The 17,409-nt window shown below is 65.2% G+C and carries 17 protein-coding genes; 9 read left to right on the top strand and 8 right to left on the bottom strand.

Translation table 11 applies throughout. The features are described 5' to 3' along the window. Window positions 1-258: 258 nt before the first annotated feature. The 8 genes from RLN94_RS12825 to RLN94_RS12860 all read right to left on the bottom strand — a co-directional run bounded on the left by RLN94_RS12825 (window position 259) and on the right by RLN94_RS12860 (window position 8,507). Complete coding sequence (locus RLN94_RS12825; RefSeq protein WP_350131221.1) at window positions 259-948, bottom strand: DUF1989 domain-containing protein; 690 nt, start codon at window positions 946-948, stop codon at window positions 259-261. After that, window positions 941-2,041, bottom strand: a complete 1,101-nt coding sequence (locus RLN94_RS12830; protein WP_350131219.1) for an ABC transporter ATP-binding protein — start codon at window positions 2,039-2,041, stop codon at window positions 941-943. The genes RLN94_RS12825 and RLN94_RS12830 overlap by 8 nt, the downstream gene beginning before the upstream one ends. Before the next feature lie 12 nt (window positions 2,042-2,053). Then, window positions 2,054-2,869: an ABC transporter permease gene (locus RLN94_RS12835; RefSeq protein WP_350131217.1), complete on the bottom strand. Its 816-nt coding sequence runs from the start codon at window positions 2,867-2,869 to the stop codon at window positions 2,054-2,056. Beyond that, a complete protein-coding gene (locus RLN94_RS12840; RefSeq protein WP_350131215.1) occupies window positions 2,866-3,795 on the bottom strand; it encodes an ABC transporter permease in 930 nt (309 codons plus the stop codon). Before RLN94_RS12840 ends, RLN94_RS12835 begins: the two co-directional genes overlap by 4 nt. Before the next feature lie 76 nt (window positions 3,796-3,871). Next, complete coding sequence (locus RLN94_RS12845) at window positions 3,872-4,942, bottom strand: polyamine ABC transporter substrate-binding protein (RefSeq protein WP_350158920.1); 1,071 nt, start codon at window positions 4,940-4,942, stop codon at window positions 3,872-3,874. A 78-nt stretch (window positions 4,943-5,020) separates the two neighbouring features. Next, window positions 5,021-6,187, bottom strand: coding sequence for an ABC transporter substrate-binding protein (locus RLN94_RS12850; RefSeq protein ID WP_350131211.1), 1,167 nt, complete (start codon window positions 6,185-6,187; stop codon window positions 5,021-5,023). A 65-nt stretch (window positions 6,188-6,252) separates the two neighbouring features. After that, window positions 6,253-7,167, bottom strand: coding sequence for a polysaccharide deacetylase family protein (locus RLN94_RS12855; RefSeq protein WP_350131209.1), 915 nt, complete (start codon window positions 7,165-7,167; stop codon window positions 6,253-6,255). Beyond that, complete coding sequence (locus RLN94_RS12860) at window positions 7,164-8,507, bottom strand: amidase family protein (RefSeq protein ID WP_350158921.1); 1,344 nt, start codon at window positions 8,505-8,507, stop codon at window positions 7,164-7,166. Before RLN94_RS12860 ends, RLN94_RS12855 begins: the two co-directional genes overlap by 4 nt. A gap of 147 nt (window positions 8,508-8,654) precedes the next feature. Between RLN94_RS12860 and RLN94_RS12865 the strand changes: the two genes are divergently transcribed. The 9 genes from RLN94_RS12865 (at window position 8,655) to RLN94_RS12905 (ending at window position 17,380) form a co-directional block, all read left to right on the top strand. Continuing rightward, entirely contained in the window at window positions 8,655-9,683 is a 1,029-nt protein-coding gene (locus RLN94_RS12865; RefSeq protein ID WP_350131205.1) for a GntR family transcriptional regulator, read from the top strand. A 391-nt stretch (window positions 9,684-10,074) separates the two neighbouring features. After that, window positions 10,075-11,205 (top strand): ABC transporter substrate-binding protein, encoded by a 1,131-nt coding sequence (locus RLN94_RS12870; protein ID WP_350131201.1) that lies wholly within the window; start codon window positions 10,075-10,077, stop codon window positions 11,203-11,205. 69 nt (window positions 11,206-11,274) lie between these two features. Continuing rightward, entirely contained in the window at window positions 11,275-12,150 is an 876-nt protein-coding gene (locus tag RLN94_RS12875) for a branched-chain amino acid ABC transporter permease (RefSeq protein WP_350131199.1), read from the top strand. After that, on the top strand, window positions 12,147-13,151 hold the full coding sequence (locus RLN94_RS12880; RefSeq protein ID WP_350131197.1) for a branched-chain amino acid ABC transporter permease: 1,005 nt from the start codon (window positions 12,147-12,149) through the stop codon (window positions 13,149-13,151). Before RLN94_RS12875 ends, RLN94_RS12880 begins: the two co-directional genes overlap by 4 nt. Next, window positions 13,148-13,960, top strand: a complete 813-nt coding sequence (locus tag RLN94_RS12885) for an ABC transporter ATP-binding protein (protein WP_350131195.1) — start codon at window positions 13,148-13,150, stop codon at window positions 13,958-13,960. Before RLN94_RS12880 ends, RLN94_RS12885 begins: the two co-directional genes overlap by 4 nt. Next, on the top strand, window positions 13,953-14,714 hold the full coding sequence (locus RLN94_RS12890) for a branched-chain amino acid ABC transporter ATP-binding protein (RefSeq protein ID WP_350131193.1): 762 nt from the start codon (window positions 13,953-13,955) through the stop codon (window positions 14,712-14,714). Before RLN94_RS12885 ends, RLN94_RS12890 begins: the two co-directional genes overlap by 8 nt. Further along, a complete protein-coding gene (locus RLN94_RS12895; protein WP_350131191.1) occupies window positions 14,714-15,757 on the top strand; it encodes a M14 family metallopeptidase in 1,044 nt (347 codons plus the stop codon). The genes RLN94_RS12890 and RLN94_RS12895 overlap by 1 nt, the downstream gene beginning before the upstream one ends. Then, a complete protein-coding gene (locus RLN94_RS12900) occupies window positions 15,747-16,592 on the top strand; it encodes a nitrilase-related carbon-nitrogen hydrolase (protein WP_350131189.1) in 846 nt (281 codons plus the stop codon). The genes RLN94_RS12895 and RLN94_RS12900 overlap by 11 nt, the downstream gene beginning before the upstream one ends. After that, the gene (locus tag RLN94_RS12905) at window positions 16,589-17,380 is read left to right on the top strand and encodes an IclR family transcriptional regulator (protein WP_350131187.1); all 792 of its coding nucleotides are present in this window, start codon (window positions 16,589-16,591) and stop codon (window positions 17,378-17,380) included. Before RLN94_RS12900 ends, RLN94_RS12905 begins: the two co-directional genes overlap by 4 nt. Window positions 17,381-17,409: the final 29 nt, after the last annotated feature.

Genomic DNA, 17,409 nt, shown 5'->3' on the forward strand with positions numbered 1-17,409 from the left:
CCGGTACCGCATTGAGCTGCTCATCCGGTTCCGCGCCGGTCACTATGCGGCGGCTCTCCGCTCCCGCCCCCCGTTGCGCCCAACCCCACATCTTGCGTGTTGCGCCCGGCCCGCCGCATTCACCCTCGGCAAAACCGCCCCCGAAACCGACGCGATACCGACGAAATACCGACGTGATACCGACGTGATACCGACGTCCCGACCCCTTTATATTCTGGCCGTTAACCAACGAATCACTTCACCTGTCGACCACGAGTGTCACGCGGTGACGGAAAACCCCAGCGGCCCCGGCGGTGCCGCCCCGTTGACCGCCGTCATGTCCTGCGGGCAGGCTGACATGACGGCGACACAGCTCGTCAGCGCCCGCAATGCGATGACATCCCCCGGCTGACTGACCGGCGCCCGCCATGCAAAGCTGCCATCCCCCGAAACGGGCACGTTCATCCAGATATTGAAGGGCGACGGGATTTCCGGCGCCTCCCGCCCGATCGCCAGCAACGCCATCCGCAGGTTGTCGGTGCAGTTGTCGTGATACCCCTCCGCGCCAAGCTGCCGATACCGCGCGGCATCGCAGGCCGCGATGATCGTGTCATGCACGCCCGGCGAACTGTCGGCCTCCACCCGCATCAGCGGCACACGCCGGTTGCTGACAAGCTCGTCGCCCGGCCTTGGAATCGTCCGCCCCAGGGCCGTGCGCAGATGCTCCATCGACAGGAATTCCCGCATGTCATCCGCCCGGAAAGCCCAGAAATCACAGACCTGCGACCCGCTTGGATTGACGATCGACAGGACCTCCCCCGCCTCCAGCAGCACTGCGCGCCCGCAGCGCGCGGGGATCTCGTAGACCTCCCCGATCCCGGGGCGCCCATCGGCCGAGATCGCAAGGGTCAGCGTGGCATTCTGACCGTCCGGACGGGCCGGATCAAACTTTGACGCCGCTTCATGCATGGCCTGCTTCCCCCTTGAAAATAAGGTGCCCGTCCTCAACCGGCCAGCCCACGGTCAGGTCATCGCCGGGCGAGATCGTCACCCGGTCCATCTCTTTCTGCGGCACCTGGACGATGATTTCGTTTCCGGCCTTCGTTTCGAGGAATAGGTTGATGCCGGACCCCACGAACTCCTCCCCCACGACCCGGCCGGTCAGCCGGTTGCCGAGCGCTGCGTCCGCGCCGATTACCATCCTGTCGGACGATACGACGAGATCGGCCAGCCCCCCGCTCCCCTCTCCCGCACCTCCGCCGGCCCAGGAAATGCGGATCGGCCCATCGCCCGTGTTCAGCACGCGTCGGCCGGTCGCATCCTGCGCAAGCGTGCCCGAGAAGACGTTGTTCGAGCCCAGAAACTCGGCCACAAACCGCGAGGAAGGGCGCAGGTAAAGCTCCTTCGGGGCGCCGACCTGCTCGATCCGGCCGTCCCGCATGATCACCACCCGGTCGGCCATGGCGAAGGCCTCGGAATGGTTGTGAGTAACGTAGATGAAGGTGATCCCCAGCTCCCGCTGCAGCCCGGTCAGCACCGATTGCATCCGCACGGTCAGATGCGCGTCCAGAGCGCTCAGCGGTTCGTCGAGCAACAGGACCGGCGGTTCGGTCACCAGCGCCCGGGCCAGCGCGACACGCTGCCGCTGGCCTCCGGACAATGCGTCGATACTGCGATGCGCCAAGTGGGCGATCTCCATCCGGTCAAGCCACGTCATCGCCCGCGCCCGCCGCTCGGCCTTGCCCAACCCCTGCATGCGCAGGCCGAATTCGACATTCTCGACTGCGGTCAGGAAAGGGAAAAGCGCAAGGCTCTGCCAGACCATCGGCGTCACCCGTTCATGCACGGCAAGGTTCTCGGTCGGCCGGCCATCGAGCAGGATCCGCCCCTCGCTTGGTCGCTCCAACCCCGCGATCAGGCGCAGCAGGGTCGATTTCCCCGATCCGCTGGAACCCATGATGGCAAGGAACTCGCCCGGCTCGATATCGAGCGAGACGTCGGAGACGGCGGTGAAATGGCCGAAGGTCTTGGTGACGTTTTCGATTTGAAGGACGGGGGTCATTGTCGCTTCCTCTCAGTTGGTTTCTTTGGCCTTCGCCGGCGCGGCCCGCAGGTAGATCACCTGCGCCAGCACGACGAGACAGATGGACGTGGTGAAGACGATGCTGCCGATGGCGTTGATCTCGGGGCTGACACTGCCTTGCAGGATCGACAGGATCCGCACCGGCACAGTCTCGTTGAGGCCCGAGACGAACCACGCGATGGCATATTCGTCGAACGAGACCGCCATCGTCAGGAACAGCGCCGAGACCAGCGCGGGCCAGACGAAGGGCAGCACCACGTACCGCAGCGATTGCCAGGGCGACGCGCCCAGGTTCCACGCCGCGGCCTCGAGCGCGGTATCCATCTGCGACAGCCGCAGCCGGATCACGGCCATGGCAAAGGGCGTGGCCAGAACCACATGCGCGATGATCACCGAGATCACCTGCCCCGACAGGGCGATGCGCGACAGGAAGCTCAGCATCGCCAGCCCCAGGATGATCACCGGCACGGTCGGCGGAAGCAGCGCGATCGCGAGATAGGCGGACTTGCCGAAGAAGTTGTAGCGATAGTCGGTATAGGCGGCGCCAAACCCGAAGACGGTCGCCAGCAGCCCGGTGACCACGGCGATCCTCGCGGAATTGCCAAAGGCCTGCCAGACCGCCGTATCCGCCCACAGGGCCGCGTACCACTCGGTCGAGAACCCGCTCAGCGGCAGGGTGGGAAACCGGGCCGAGTTGAGCGAGAACACGAAGCTCGCGAGGATCGGCGCGAAAAGGAAGGCATAGGCAAGCGCGGTATAAAGCCCGAGCGCCCGGCCGCCGATACTCACTGCGGATGCGGTCTTCATCCCCGTTCTCCCTTCGTCTTGTAGGCAAAGCGGACTGCAAGGAACGCAACGGTCAGAAGGGTTGCGATCATCGTGATCGCCACCACCGCCGCGCGCGGCCACTGGTTGCCGGCCTTTGTGAAGTCTGTGATCAGAATGCCCAATGTCGGCGCATTGCCGCCGCCAAGGTAGGTCGGGCTGACGAAATCGCCGAAGACCAGGATGAAGCAGAAGGTCGCCCCGAGCGTGAGGCCGACGCGACTTGCCGGAATGATCACCCGGAACACCGTGCGCATCGGCGAACAGCGCAGGTTCTGCGCCGCCTCGATCAAGGTGCGATCGACGCTCGCCACGCTCATCAGCTGCAGCAGGATGACCAGCGGCAGGCACAGGGTCACGTAGCCCACGAAGGTGCCGAAGACCGTGTTCAGCATCGTCAGGTCCGGCAGGCCGATCGCGGTCAGCGCGGCGTTGACGATCCCGTCATCGGCCAGGAATACCTGCCACGTATAGGCCCGCACCAGGTAGCTGGTGAAGAACGGCACCACCAGCATCAGCATCGCGAGCCGCCGCACCGCCGGCGAGAGGCGGAAAGCCAGCACGTAGGTGACCGGGAAGGCCAGCACGCTGATCAGCACCGCCGCACCGGCGGCCATGGCGAAGGTCCGCGCATAGGCGTCCCAGAACACGGACATGCCATAGACCTTCGCCCAGCTCCCGGCGTCGAAACCCGGGACGAGCCGATAGGATTGCACCACCCAGAAGCTCATCGCCACCAGAAAGCACAGCGGGGCGACGAAGAAGACCAGTTGCCAGATCAGAACGGGCAGCGCGAGGCTGCCGGCATAAAGCCGGGCGGAGCGGAACAGCCGGGCGACAGGGGCGCCCGCCGCGTCGGCCGGGCCGGTCCGCTCCTCCGGCGGCAGGGTAGCGTTGGTTGCGTGCATGATGCCCTCCTCGACAGATGCAGGTATTTGCGGATCGCGGGGCCCCGGCACCGAAACGGCCGGGGCCGCACAGACGTCACAGGTTCTTGTAGGTCGACCAGGCCTCGTTCCAGTCATCGAGCGACTGCTGCGCCGGCAGGGCGCGCAGGCTGATCCGGCCGTCGCGCAGCACGTCCAGCGCATTCGAGCCGTTCAGAACCATGCCCTGCCGTTCGGCCTCCTCCGGGTTCTGCTCGGCCAGCGCCTTCCACCCCGACTTCGTGGGCAGCAGCGCCGGATAGGCCTCGAGCGTGGCGGTCTTGACCTGCCCTTCGGGGGACAGCACGTAACGGATGAACTCCCGCGCCAGCTCGGGGTGGCGTGATCCGCGCCCGATCGACAGGGACTCGGCCCACAAAAGCCCGCCCTCGTCCGGGATCGCGGTGTTGACCGGCGCCCCGTCACGTCGCAGCACCCCAGTGATCCAGTCGCCAATCCCCGGCACCGCCAGCACCTGGCCCGAGCGCAGCGACGACAGGACGCCGCCATAGTCGAAGAAGCCCGCCGCCTGCGGCTTCAGGGCGCTCGTCCTGTCCTGTACCGCCTGCCATTGCGCGTCGCTCAGATCGAACGGCGTGTCGTGGCCGAGGGACTTGCTGACCGTGCCGTAATTCGGCAGGTGCCAGTCGAAATGGCCGACCTTTCCTGCCAGCCGCTCGTTCCAGAGGATCTCGTAGCTGCGCACATCCTCGGGGCTGAGCGCCTCCTCGTTGTAGGACAGCCCGAGATAGCCAAAGCGGATCATCACCGAAAGCAGCGTATCGCCCTGCCAGTGGCCGGGCATCTTCTGGAACTCGGGGAAGAAATCGTCGAACGGGTAATCAGCCGGATCGAGCGGTTCGATCATCTCGGCCGCCGCAAGCTGTTCGATATATTCCCGGTCGCTCAGCACGATATCGTAGGTGCCCGGCGGGGATTGCGCCAGAAGGGCCAGCATCTGGTCGCCTCCGACATAGTATTTCTTGTTGATCCGGACATTGTGCTGTTCCTCGAAGGCGGCGATCATCTCGGGCTCCGCGTGGCCGTACCAGGACAGCATGTTGAGCTCGGTCGTGCCGGCATGCGCCCGTCCCGGCGCAAGCCCGGACAGCCCGGTCGTGGCAAGCATGGCTGCTGCCGCGCCTTTCATGACACCGCGACGGGTCAAGTTCGTCTTTCTGTTCATTTTCGGGTCCTCCCTTTTTGTTCACTTTTTCGGATTGAGAAGTGCGTTCCAGCGCCGGACGAGGTAGTTGTGCTCGTCCATGACCACGTTCCACATCGCGATCCGGCGCATCCGCTCGGTGTAGCTGCCGCCCGGATAGCTTTCGCCACGGCGCACGATCACGCGGCCCTGGGCACAGCGCAGGTCTTCCCGGGCGGGCAGCCCGGCATACCAGTAATCCCACTCGGCGCTTCTGAGATGGGCGCGGGCACGGTCGGGGCTCGAGATATGCGCATTGTTGCGGGTCATCATCGCGCCGGCGTAGCCATCCAGCCACCAGTTGAGATAAGCGTAGGCCACGTCGCGCTGTCGGCCGTCGAGCGCCCTCGACAGGGCCAGCCCGCCGTACCAGCCGCGATACCCCTCGGCCGGGTCTGCCATGCGCACGGCGATGCCACGCCGGCGCAGCGCGATGGCGCCCTGCCACCACATGCTCGACACGCTGACGCGGCGCGCCCCCAGCAGGGCGCTCGCCTCGGCCTCCGTCGTCCAGAATTCGGCAAAATGCCCGCGGCGGCGCAGGTGCACAAGCCGGCCAAGCAGATAGTCGATCTCTTCCAGGGGCAGGTTACCGGGATCGGCGAAATCGGACCATCCGGCCGCGCGGGCGGCAAGGATCAGGTCCACCAGCCCGATCGCGGCATCGCTCTGGACCGAGACGCGCCCCTCGAACCGTGACGCAAGCAGCGACGCCCAGGAACGGGCCGCATCGGGATTTTCGGTCTGTGGATCGTCGGCGGCTACGGCGAAGCTGTCGGCATTGTGGACGGTGGGCAGCATGCTGATCTCGTCAGTGGGTGTGCTGGCCAGATCGCCGCTCGACTGGACGTACAGCCGCTGGGCCGGATTCCCCCCCGGCGCGGCCGTGGCACCGGCATCGATCCGGCCCAGCTTGGGCAGGTCGTTCACATCGTCCCAGCGATCGATCCGGTCCAGTCGCACCGGCTGCATCGACCGGGCCGGCCAGACGAGGTCGATATTGTGGAACCACTGGTCGTAGACGTCGAATGTCTCGGGATGCAGCGCCGCGATCCGCTGGGCGCTCTTGCCGTCTTCGATTATGAATTCCACGTCGATGCCGAGATCCTCCTCGCACCGGCGCCGGATCGGCTCGATCAGGCTGACGGAGGTGCCCAGCACACGCAGCATCGCACGCCCGCGATGGACCGCCGGGCCGGCCGTTCCGGCCGGTGTCATATCGCGTTGCAATGCCATCAGGTGCCGGCCCCGATGCTGACGGGCCGACCGCCCTGCCCCGCCTGTTCGTGCCGGGCAAAATTGTCGGCGATCTCGCCAAGGGTGACGAAACGAACGCCCGGATGGCTGCGGAAATAGGCGATCAGGCGTTCATGCATCAGCAAGGTCTGCGGGCGGCCCGAGACGTCGGGATGAATCGTCATTGGGAATGTGGCCTGATCGTACTCCCGATAGACCCAGTCGAACTGTTCCCGCCAAAGCTCTTCGACCTGCCGCGGGGTGACGTAGCCGTGGCTGTTGGGGTAGCTCTTGATGAACATCTGCGGTGGCATGTCGTCGAGCAGCCAGTTGGCCGGTATCTCGATCAGTCTCGAGGGATGGCCGGGCGTATACGGCTTCATCCACTGCTCGGCCGGCTGGCTGAAGTCGATCTTCGTCCAGTCCTCGCCCACCGGCAGCCAGTAGGGCTCGAAATCCCGGTGCATCATGCTGTGGTCATACTCGACGCCATGCGCCAGCAGCAGCTCGGCGGTGCGCGGGCTGAACTCCCACCAGGGGGCCACATAGCCGCGCGGGCGTGTCCCGGTCAGCCCGACAAGGATGTCAAGCGCGCGCGCCATCACCGCCTCTTCCTGCTCGCGGCTCATGTCGAGCGGGTTCTCGTGGCTGTAGCCATGCAGCCCGATCTCGTGGCCCTCCGCGATGATCTCTTCGGTCTGGCGCGGGAAGCTTTCGGCGGAGTGCCCGGGCACGAACCACGTGGTGCGAATGCCCTCGCGGCGGAACAGCTCCAACAGCCGCGGCACGCCCCTTTCGGCGGCGAAGACGCCCCGGGAAATGTCGCAGGGCGAATTCTCGCCGCCGTAGGACCCGAGCCACCCGGCCACCGCGTCGAAATCCACTCCGTACGATACGAGAATATCCTTGGTCATCCTGCTTGCCTCATGTTCTGAAAATGACGTTCGATTGCCCGCGCCAAGGCCAGCAATGGCCTGTCCCTGCCTTGCCGCATGGACAGTTGCACCCCGATCGGGTGGCGGCCGTGGCTCATGAACGGCAGCGAGATCGCGGGCGTATCGAGCAGGCTGCCCAGCATGGTGTTGCGCAGAACCAGCGCATTGCAGCGCGCGAAGGCCGCGTCGTCGGCTTCGAGATCGGCGATGCGGGGCGGCTGGATGGGCACGGTCGGAAACACCATGCAGGCGTTGCCCAGTTCCTCGGCAAGTGCCATCTGGGCCGCTTGCCTGGCTGTATCCAGCACGGCGCGTGCATCGGGCCCCTGCGCCAGGCCCTGTTGCAGCCGGTGGCGCACGCGGCGATCGATGCGCGGGTTATCCGCGTATGCGCGCAGCGTCTCCGCCGCCTCCGCCGTCACAGGGGTTCCGTGCCGCGCCATGGCTTCGGAAAGCCACTCGAAGCTGGTCAGCCCTCTGCGCCTGATGGCAAACCCGGCGTTGGCGAGACAAGCGAGCGCGTCATCGAATTGCCGCGAGACGGCGGGGTCAAGCCCGTCCAGTACCACGGTCTCCGGCACGACCAACTCGGCACGCGGTTCGACCGGAAGCGCCTTCTCTCCGCTCAGCAGTTCATCGAGCGTGACGCAATCGGCCACCGCCCGGCCTAGCACCGCAGGGGTGTCGAGACCGGGTGCCAGCGGGAAGACCCCCTTCTCCGGATACCTCCCCCGGCTGGGGCGGTAGCCGACGATACCATTGAAGGCCGCCGGAACCCGACCGGAGCCGGATGTATCCGTGCCCAGCGCCAGGGGGACGAGCCCCAGCGCCACGGCCACCGCACAGCCGGAAGACGACCCTCCCGGGACAAGATTGGCTTCGGGATCGACGGCGTTGCACGGGGTGCCGAAATGCGGGTTCAATCCGAGCCCGCTGAACGCGACTTCACTGAGATTGGCGCGTCCGAACGGCACAGCCCCCAACCGTTTCAGCCGAGCAACGATCGCGGCGTCGGCGACTTGGGGCGGTCCGTCGCGCAGCACGGCGGACCCTGCCGTCATCACGACGCCGGCCTCGGCAATGTTGTCCTTGATTGCAACGGGAACCCCGTCGAGTGCACTCAGGTGCGCCGCGCTCTGCCATCGCCTCTGACTACGCACTGCGTCGGCGCGGATGCGATCCTTGTCCAGGCCGATGAAGACGTGTCGCGCCGCTCGCGTCCCGGCCGTGGCGAAGGCAGCCTCGACACGGTCCACCGGAGCCGATCGCGGCTCTCTGGCGGCGCTGATCATCAGATCGGAAGACGAGGCGAAATCCATTGTACTGCGGCGGCCTTTCAGGGTAGCGGCGGATGCTTGACAAGCAGGATTGGCAAAACGACTATTGCTGGCAACGGTCATTATTTTCAGGCACAAGAATGCGTAAGACCCTGACAAGATTGCGATTTCGGCACAATAGCGCTCACCATGCATGACCCGAAGCCAAAAAATGACTCTTCGCCGGCCAATGGTCATACACGGGTTACCATCCGGGAAAGGGTCTATTCGGCGCTGGCCTCGGGGATTCGCTCGGGCATGATCGCGCCTGGGCGCGTCCTGCTGGAAGGTCCCATTGCCGAAGGCTTCCGCTGCAGCCGGGCGCCGGTGCGCAGTGCCCTCACGTCGTTGCATGAGGACGGGCTTGTCCAGCGCTTCCAGGGGCGCGGTTACCTCGCCGGCACCAGACCGGGGATGGAGATCGACCGAACTCCGCTCGACCCATCGCTCTTCGATGGGGAGGCAGAGGATGCCCCGCACGATTTGGTTTCCGCCCCGGATGCCGGGTTGCACATCCTGACCGACATCCGGCGCACAGCGGGGACCGCCATGGCCTTTGGCGAGTTTCGGATCAATCAGTCCAAGCTGGCCCGCCATTATGGGATAAGCCGGGCCAGGGCCGCCGAGTTGCTGCTGCTTCTCAACGAACAGAGGGTGATTTGGCGCGACGCGCGCGGCACTTGGCTGGTGGGTCCCCTCACTGCCCGCGCCGTCCGCGAACAATATGAGCTGCGCGCCCTGCTGGAGCCGGCAGCCCTGGTACAGAGCGCACCGAAGCTGTTACCGAATGCCCTCCGTCCGATGCTTGACCGGGTGGATCGGCTTGCAAAAGCCGATGCCGGGGCAACGCCAGACGAGCTGGAAGCGGCTGAACAGGATCTGCACGAACAGTGCCTTGCCAATGCCGACAACCGCCACATGCTGACGGTCATCGACCACAGCAAGTTGCCATTGCTGGTCAACACCGTCTTCGTCGAGGCGGTTGGCCGGATCCCCGACCTGCCGGAACTGGCCGAGCATCGCGAGATATTGCTGAAGCTGATGGCAGGCGAGACGGCGATGGCGGCTGAGCTCTTGTCCAGACATCTGCGTCTTGCCGCCTCCCGCACGTTGCAGAGATTGAAAGCCATTTCCGTTCTCCCCGATCCGGATTTGCCCGATTACCTCACACGCCGCTGACCGGCGGCAGCGGGGCCGATCCCGGCATCGCGAAACCGGGGGTGAACGGCGTGGCCGACATCGCTGTCGCGACAGGGGCGGCCCCGGCGCGCGTGATGTTGAAAAACGGGGTGAGTGCGCGGATCGCGTAGAACGAGCTCACACCAGGCGACGACCGCACCTGCCCCCGGCATCGCGATTCGTCGTCCCGCCGGCGGTACGCAGCAGGCCCGACCAGCGGTCTGACCCGAATCACGGGTATCCTGTTCGGAAGTCTCAGATTTCTGATGCATGTTTCGCCTTTCGATGCCGACTGCGGCAGTTCCGTTTGACAGCTTGCTTATAAAGTGCTTATCTAAGTTCCCAAATAGGAAATTAAGTTTCCATATCAGAAACTACAGGGAGAAGCGCAATGAAACTGAAGTCTTTTGCCCTCGCGGCAGTAATCACGGGCCTCGGCATAGGCACCGTCCATGCCGACGATCTTCGGATCGGTCTCAGCACCCCGCTGTCCGGCGGTGTCGCCGCGCTCGGCCAGCACGAGAAGTGGGGGGCGGAACTGGCCATCGAGGAACTGAACGTCGCGGGCGAATCCGGTGGCCATACGTTTGCACTCGACGCCCAGGACAACCAGTGCAACCCGTCGCAGGGGGTGACCAGTGTCGAAAACTTGCTTCGGAACGACCCCGTGGCAATCATCGGCGCGCTATGCAGCTCCGTCACGCTCGCCATCATGCCGATGGTAGAACGCGAAAAGGTGCCCCTGGTGGTCGCCGTCTCGACGTCCAAGGTCATCACCGAGAAATCCGGCACCGGCGGCAATGACTGGACCTTCCGCATCAACCCGTCTGACGTGGGGCTTGCCGTTGCGATGGCCAACTACATCGCCTCGACCGGCAATATCGACACGGTCGCCTTCGTCGGCGAGGACACCGATTACGGCCGCGGCGGGCACGAGGCCATCGCCGCTGCGCTGGAGGCGAAGGGAGTGGAGGTCGTCTCGGCCGATTTCTTCCAGCAGAACACGCCGGATTTCACGACGTTGCTGACCCGGCTGGCCAACACCGCCCCAGATGCCATCGCGCTCTATGCCGTCGGAGCGGACGAGTTGAACTTCCTGCGCCAGTTCCGCGGGATGGGCCTGCCGTCGCACCTGACGGGGCGCATCGCCTTTGACGAGATCCGTGACACGGTGATCGCCTCCGGCGCCATTGACGGGGCGACCAGTGTCTTCCCCTACGCCGCCGATCTGGATACGCCCGAGAACCGGGCGTTCGTCGAGGCATTCGAAGAGAAATACGGCGAGCTGCCCAACTACCAGAGCTTCGAGGCCTATGAAGCCGTCAAGATCATCGCCAATGCGATAGAGCGCGCCGGTTCGACCGAGCGCACGGCGATCCGCGACGCGCTGAAGAAGACAGAATATACGTCCCTCACCGGTCGCACGGTCGCATTCGACGAGAACAACCAGGCCCACAACGCGGCCATCATCATGCGCGTCGACGGCACCGAGGTCGTCATCGAAGCGCAATCGGACACCTGATCCGCGCGCACGCCAGGGGAGAGGTTACGGCCTCTCCCCCTCAAACCCGCAATTTGGGAGGTACTCACCTTGACCGGGCTTTTCATTAGTCAGCTGGTACTGAACGGCGTCGTCATCGGACTGACATACGCGCTGATCGCCGTCGGCCTGTCGCTCATCTTCGGCGTGATGGAAATCGTCAACTTCGCACATGGACAGGTCTACATGCTGGGCGCAACGGCGATGTTGACCTGTGTTACGGTGCTGGGACTGGGATACTTTCCTGCCGTGCTGCTTGCCACGCTGGTCGTGGCGGTGACGGGCCTGCTTCTTTACGTGACGGTCCTGCGGCACCTTCAGCAGGGCGAGTTCGAGCGGGGCATCATCCTGACTATCGGCATCGGCATGGTCCTGCAGAACGGCATCACCTATCTTTTCGGCGCCCAGCCGCGCGTCGTCGATACCGAGTTCAGCTTCATCTATCTCAACATGAACGGGTTGCGGATCGACCTGATGCGGCTGCTTACCATCGGGCTGAGCGCGGTGGCCATGGGCGGGCTCTACGTCCTTCTGCAACACAGCCGGATCGGCAAGGCCATGCGCGCCTTTGCCCAGAACCGAGAGGCCGCCTTCATGGTCGGCATCCGGCCTGCGGTCATCGCGGGCACGGCCGTCAGCCTGGGGATCGGTTTGGCCGGGCTTGCGGGCGCCTCGCTTGCGCCGGTCTTCACCGTGCATCCGGCCATGGGCATTCCCATTCTCTTCAAGGCTTTCGCCATCGTCATCATCGGTGGGCTCGGACATATTCCCGGCGCTGTGCTTGCGGCCGTGCTGATCGGCGTGACCGAAAGCGTTGTCGGCGGCTTCGGTCCCGTCGCGCTGCAGGATGCGGTGGCCTTCCTCGCCATGATCGCGATCCTGATGGCACGCCCGGAAGGGCTGTTCGGCAAGGGGGTGCGGGTATGATGGCGCGCACCATGAACGGCAGTCGTGCCGCAGGGCCGCTTTCCCCGGACCTCCGCTGGTTTCTCTGCGTGGCCCTCCTCGCCATCGCCCCTACCCTCACCGGCTCGAGCTACATGCTCAATGTCGGGTCGCTGGCCCTGGCATTCGCCGTCCTCGCAACCTCGCTGAACCTGGTCTTCGGCTTCACCGGGCTTCTGTCCTTCGCCCAGGTCGGGTTCTGGGGCGTCGGCGCCTACGTCGCGGCGATCGCAACGGCAGATTACGGGGTTTCGCCCTGGCTGGCCTTCCTGATGGGCGGCGTCTTTACCGGCGTGCTCGCGATCCTGGTCGGCATCCCCGCCCTGCGCGTCTCGCGCGCCTCCTTCGTTATCGTCTCGCTCAGCTTTACCTTGCTCGCAACGCTACTTTCGAGAAGCTGGATCGATGTCACGCGCGGCCCGCTCGGCATTCCCGGCCTGCCCGCGCCTTCGATCGCGCTTGGTGACCGCGTTCTGCTCGACGGGCACGAACCGCTCGCGTTCTACTGTATCATGCTTGGCTTTGCAGTGCTGGCCCTGGGGTTCATGTTCGCGCTGGTCCGTTCGTCCATCGGGCGGATCCTGCTGGCAACGAACCAAAACGAGGCGCTGGCCAGGTCACAGGGGATCAACGTAAAGCATTACCAGCTTCTGGCCTTCTCGGTCGCCGCGGCGTTCAGCGGCATGACCGGCGGGCTCTACATCTTCCACCTCGGCATCGTCGACCCGTCGATCTTCGACACCTATTACAGCGAGATGCTGCTAATCATCGTGATCCTCGGCGGGGCCGGGAACTTCTGGACAGTCATCGTCGCGGCCTTTGTCCTGACCGCGGTGCCCGAGTTGCTGCGGTTCGACCCGGAACTCCGGTTGGTGATGTTCGGGGCGGTGCTTGTCACGGCGGCGCTGGTGCTTCCAGACGGGTTCGGCGGGTACCTTCGCGACGCCAACCTGAAACGCTGGAGAAAGGAGGTTCGCCCATGACCGACGTACACCCGGAACCCATGCTGCATGTCTCCAGCCTGACAAAGACCTTCGCCGGCGTCACCGCTGTCGACGCTGTCAGCTTCGACGTGCGGCCGGGCAGCATCGTCGGCCTGATCGGACCCAACGGGTCGGGCAAGTCCACCACCATCGACTGCCTGACCGGGTTCACCCGGCCCGACAGCGGCTCCGCCCGCTTCGGCGGGCGCGACGTGACCGGCTGGCGCCCCGAGCAACTGGCCGCGGCGGGCATGGTGCGGACCTTCCAGAACGTGCGCATCTACGAGGGGATGTCGGTGACCGACAACCTCGTCGTCGCGGCCCGCAGCCTGCGCCGCTTCACCTGGGCCGAACAGGTCCTGAAACTGCCCCGCATCACCCGGCACGAGGCGGAGCTGCGCGAAGAGGCCCTGTCGCACCTTCGGCTGGTCGGTATCGACAAATATGCCGAGGCGCCCGCCGGCATCCTGTCCTACGGCCAGCGCAAGCTGGTGGCATTCGCCATGTGCCTGATGGGGCGGCCGCGCCTGATCATCCTCGACGAGCCGCTGGCGGGCGTGAACCCGACGGTGATCCGCCGGATCTCCGGCCTGATCGACACGCTCAACGCCGAAGGCCAGACCTTCCTGCTGATCGAGCACAACGTCGACTTCATCATGCGTCACTGTGACAAGGTGATCGTTCTCGAACAGGGCCGACTTCTGACCGAGGGCGCGCCTGAGGTCATTCGCAGCGATCCGCGTGTGCTCGAGGCCTACCTGGGCAACTACGCCGAATACGCCGAAGAGGAGGAGACACTTCATGTCTGACCCAATCCTGTCCCTCCGCGGTCTTGCGGTCGGGTATCTCGACGACCCGATTGTTCGGGATTTCTCGCTCGACGTGCAGAAGCAGACGATATGGAGCCTGCTTGGCGGCAACGGCGCGGGCAAATCCACCCTGCTGAAGTCACTGTTCGGCCTGTCGAAATGGTTCGGCGGCGAGATCATCTTCCAGGGCCGTCCGATACACGGCAAGAGCCCTGGCGAATGCATGCGCGCCGGCATCGGCATCGTACCGCAGGGCCGTTGCAACTTCCCCCAGATGACGGTTCGCGAAAATCTCGAAATGGGCGCCTATACGCTCGCCAAGGGCGACAAGCAAGCCGCCCAGGATCGGGTGATCGAGCTGTTCCCGATGCTGGGCCGCAAGCTCAGGACCATGGCCGGCAATCTCAGCGGCGGCGAGCAGCAGGTGCTGGAAACCGCGATGGTGCTGGAAACCGATCCGGTGCTGCTTCTGCTCGACGAACCGTCGCTGGGCCTGTCTCCGAAGATGCAGCAGGACGTCTTCGACAACGTGGCACAACTGCGCGATGCGGGCGTGACCGTGATCATGGCCGAGCAGAATGTCGTGGGCTCGCTCCTCGTGTCGGATTGCGCGGTGGTGCTGGACCTCGGCACCAAGCTGATCGAGGGGCCCGCCCGCCAGGTCATGAGCAACCCGAAAATTCGGGCGGCCTTCCTCGGCGGCGAGCCGGTCGCACCTGAAGAAAAATCCTCTACGAACGAAAGTGCATTGTGATGGATCTGTCCTTGAAATCCGACCCCCAGCGCCGCGCCGGCGCCTCCGAGCAGGTCGACCGGGCGGTCCCGGGCGCCTTCACCCATTCGACGCTGCAGGTCGGCACGATGGCCAGCGGCCAGCCCATCGCCCTGCCCCTGCTGGTGGCAAAGGGCCGGGCCGAGGGGCCGGTGCTCTGGCTGAACGGCGCGGTGCACGGCGACGAAATCAACGGGATCCTGGCAATCTCCGACTTCATGGCCGGGCTTGACTGCAACGAGCTTGCGGGCACCGTGGTGGCGACGCCGATCTCCAACCCCACGGCGCTCGACGCACGTCGCAAGCGCGTGCCGCAGGACGAGCAGGACCTCGACCAGAGCTTTCCGGGTCACGACGCGGGCATGCTTTCGCAGCTGCTCGCCCACGCGGTATTCGACGGCATCCGCCAGACAGCCGACGTGGTGGTCAATTTCCACACGATGAACCCGCTTTTTTCCAGCATGCCCTACGCCGTTTACAAGGATGCGGGCGACGGGGCGCCGGCCGAGGAGGACATCCTGGCCGCCGTGGCGCAGTTCTCGCCCTTCGTGGCCTGCCGCATGTCGGTCGCCTCGGCCGCCGAACTGCCGGGCGACAATGCCGGGTCGCTCGACTACCAGTGCCTGAAGCTTGGCAAATTGGCTTTCATGGTCGAGCTTGGCGCCGGAAGCCGTCAGCAGCCCGACTGTATCCGGTCGGGTGTCGATGGGCTCGAACGTCTCGCCGCCTATCTGCGGATGACACCCGGCCACGTGACGACACCGGGCCCCGTCTGCCGCGTCACCCGCCGCACGCATGTCTTCAGCCGACAGGGCGGCTTTTTCCGCCAGCACGCGGCTGCGGGCACCACGCTGCCTGCCGGCAAGCCGCTCGGCCTTGTGCAGGATGTGGCCGGCCGGACCATCGAAACCATCACCTTCGCGCAGGATGTGCAGGTGATCGGGGTCCGTAACGACCCGGTGGTGCATTCCGGCGACCGGGTCGGGTTCGTCGGGCTGGAATGGGATGACTGGCATGGCCGGTAAGGAGATCAGGGCGGCGGCCGCGCAATACTCCCCGGTCCTTGGCGATACACGGGCCAATCTCGAGACCAGCCTCGAATGGATCGGCCGGGCCGCGGCAGAGGGGGCCAGCCTTCTGGTGCTGCCGGAGTTCTGCCTCAGCGGATATGTCTTCGCCGACCCGGAGGCCGCCGCACCGCACGCGACGCCCATCCACGGACCAGCCATAACCGCATGGTGCGAGCGTTCCGCACGCCATGACCTGACACTTGTCGCCGGCATCCTCGAGGCGGCCGACGGCGCGCTGTACGACAGTGCCGTCGTGATCACCCCGGCGGGGGCGGTCACGACCTACCGCAAGCTGCACCTCTGGAGCATCGAGCGCGATTTGTACCGACCCGGCAACCGCCCCGTGATCGCCGACACGCCGGTCGGCCGGATCGGCCTGATGATTTGCTACGACCTTTGGTTTCCGGAATTGAGCCGGGCACTTGTGCTGAATGGCGCGCAGATGATCGCCTGCCCTGCCAACTGGGCCGGGAATCCGAGGATGAAAGCGCCGCTGGACACGAACGGACAGGCAATGGGCTTCCATATCGCCCGCTCCACCGCCTGCGTGAACGAAGTTCCGATGATCGTCGCCGACCGCGTCGGGCAGGAAGCAGATCTGACTTTCCTCGGCAACAGTTGCATCATCTCCGGCGCCGGAGATATCGCCGCCGGTCCGGCCCCGGCCGACACGACCGACCTGTTGATCGCCGACTTCGTCGCAGGCCGTGCACTTGGCGCGGGGCAAAGCCATATGGCATCCCGGCGTTGCGATGTTTACGCGGTCCGGACACTGGAGGATCCGTCTTGAAGTCACTGGAAACCGCGCTGACCGTCTTGAAGGTCTTCATCGACGCCGACAGCGACCTGTCGGTGAACGAGGTCGTGGAACTCGTCGATCTGAAGAAAAGCCACGTTTCGAAAATCCTCAGCACGTTGCGCAACGCCGGCATGGTGGAACAGGATCCGGCGACCCGCCGCTATTCGGTCGGCGTCGAGGCCTTCGAGCTTGGCACCCGGTACATCGTCCGCTCGCAGCAGGCGCGCGACGCCCTTCCGGTGATGCGGCAACTGGTGAACGCCTGCGGCCATTCCGCCACGCTCAGCATTCTGCGTGGCACCCATGTGCTTCATATCATGGCCGTCGAGGGGCCCCATTACGTCGACGGCCGCTGGCGCGTCGGCAGCCGCCTGTCGGTGCACGGCACCTCTGCCGGACAGGTTCTGCTGGCATTCCAGCCCGACGCGCAGCGAACGGACCTTCTGGACGTTCTGGATTTGCGCCCGCTGACCCAAAAGACGATCACCCGCCGCGACCGGCTCGAAGCGGTCCTGTCCGATATCCGCCACTCCGGCTGCGCGATCACTCGCGGTGAAAGTGCACCCGGCCTCGCTGCGCTGGCCGTACCGGTGTTCGACGCCCAGAACGAGGTGCCGCTGGCCCTTGGCGTCGTCTTGCCGGACGCCCTCTTCGATACTGTGGAACTGGACCCGCTGCGCGAACAACTGTTCGATGCCTCGCGCACATTGTCGCTGAAACTCGGGGCGTCGGATTTCCCGTTCGGTGCCGGTGGCGGTGGCGGGGCAAGCGCGAAATGACACCAGATCGGCGAAGCAGAGGAACCCCC

Origin of the sequence: Roseovarius sp., assembly GCF_040223625.1 — a bacterium.
Taxonomy (GTDB): domain Bacteria; phylum Pseudomonadota; class Alphaproteobacteria; order Rhodobacterales; family Rhodobacteraceae; genus Roseovarius.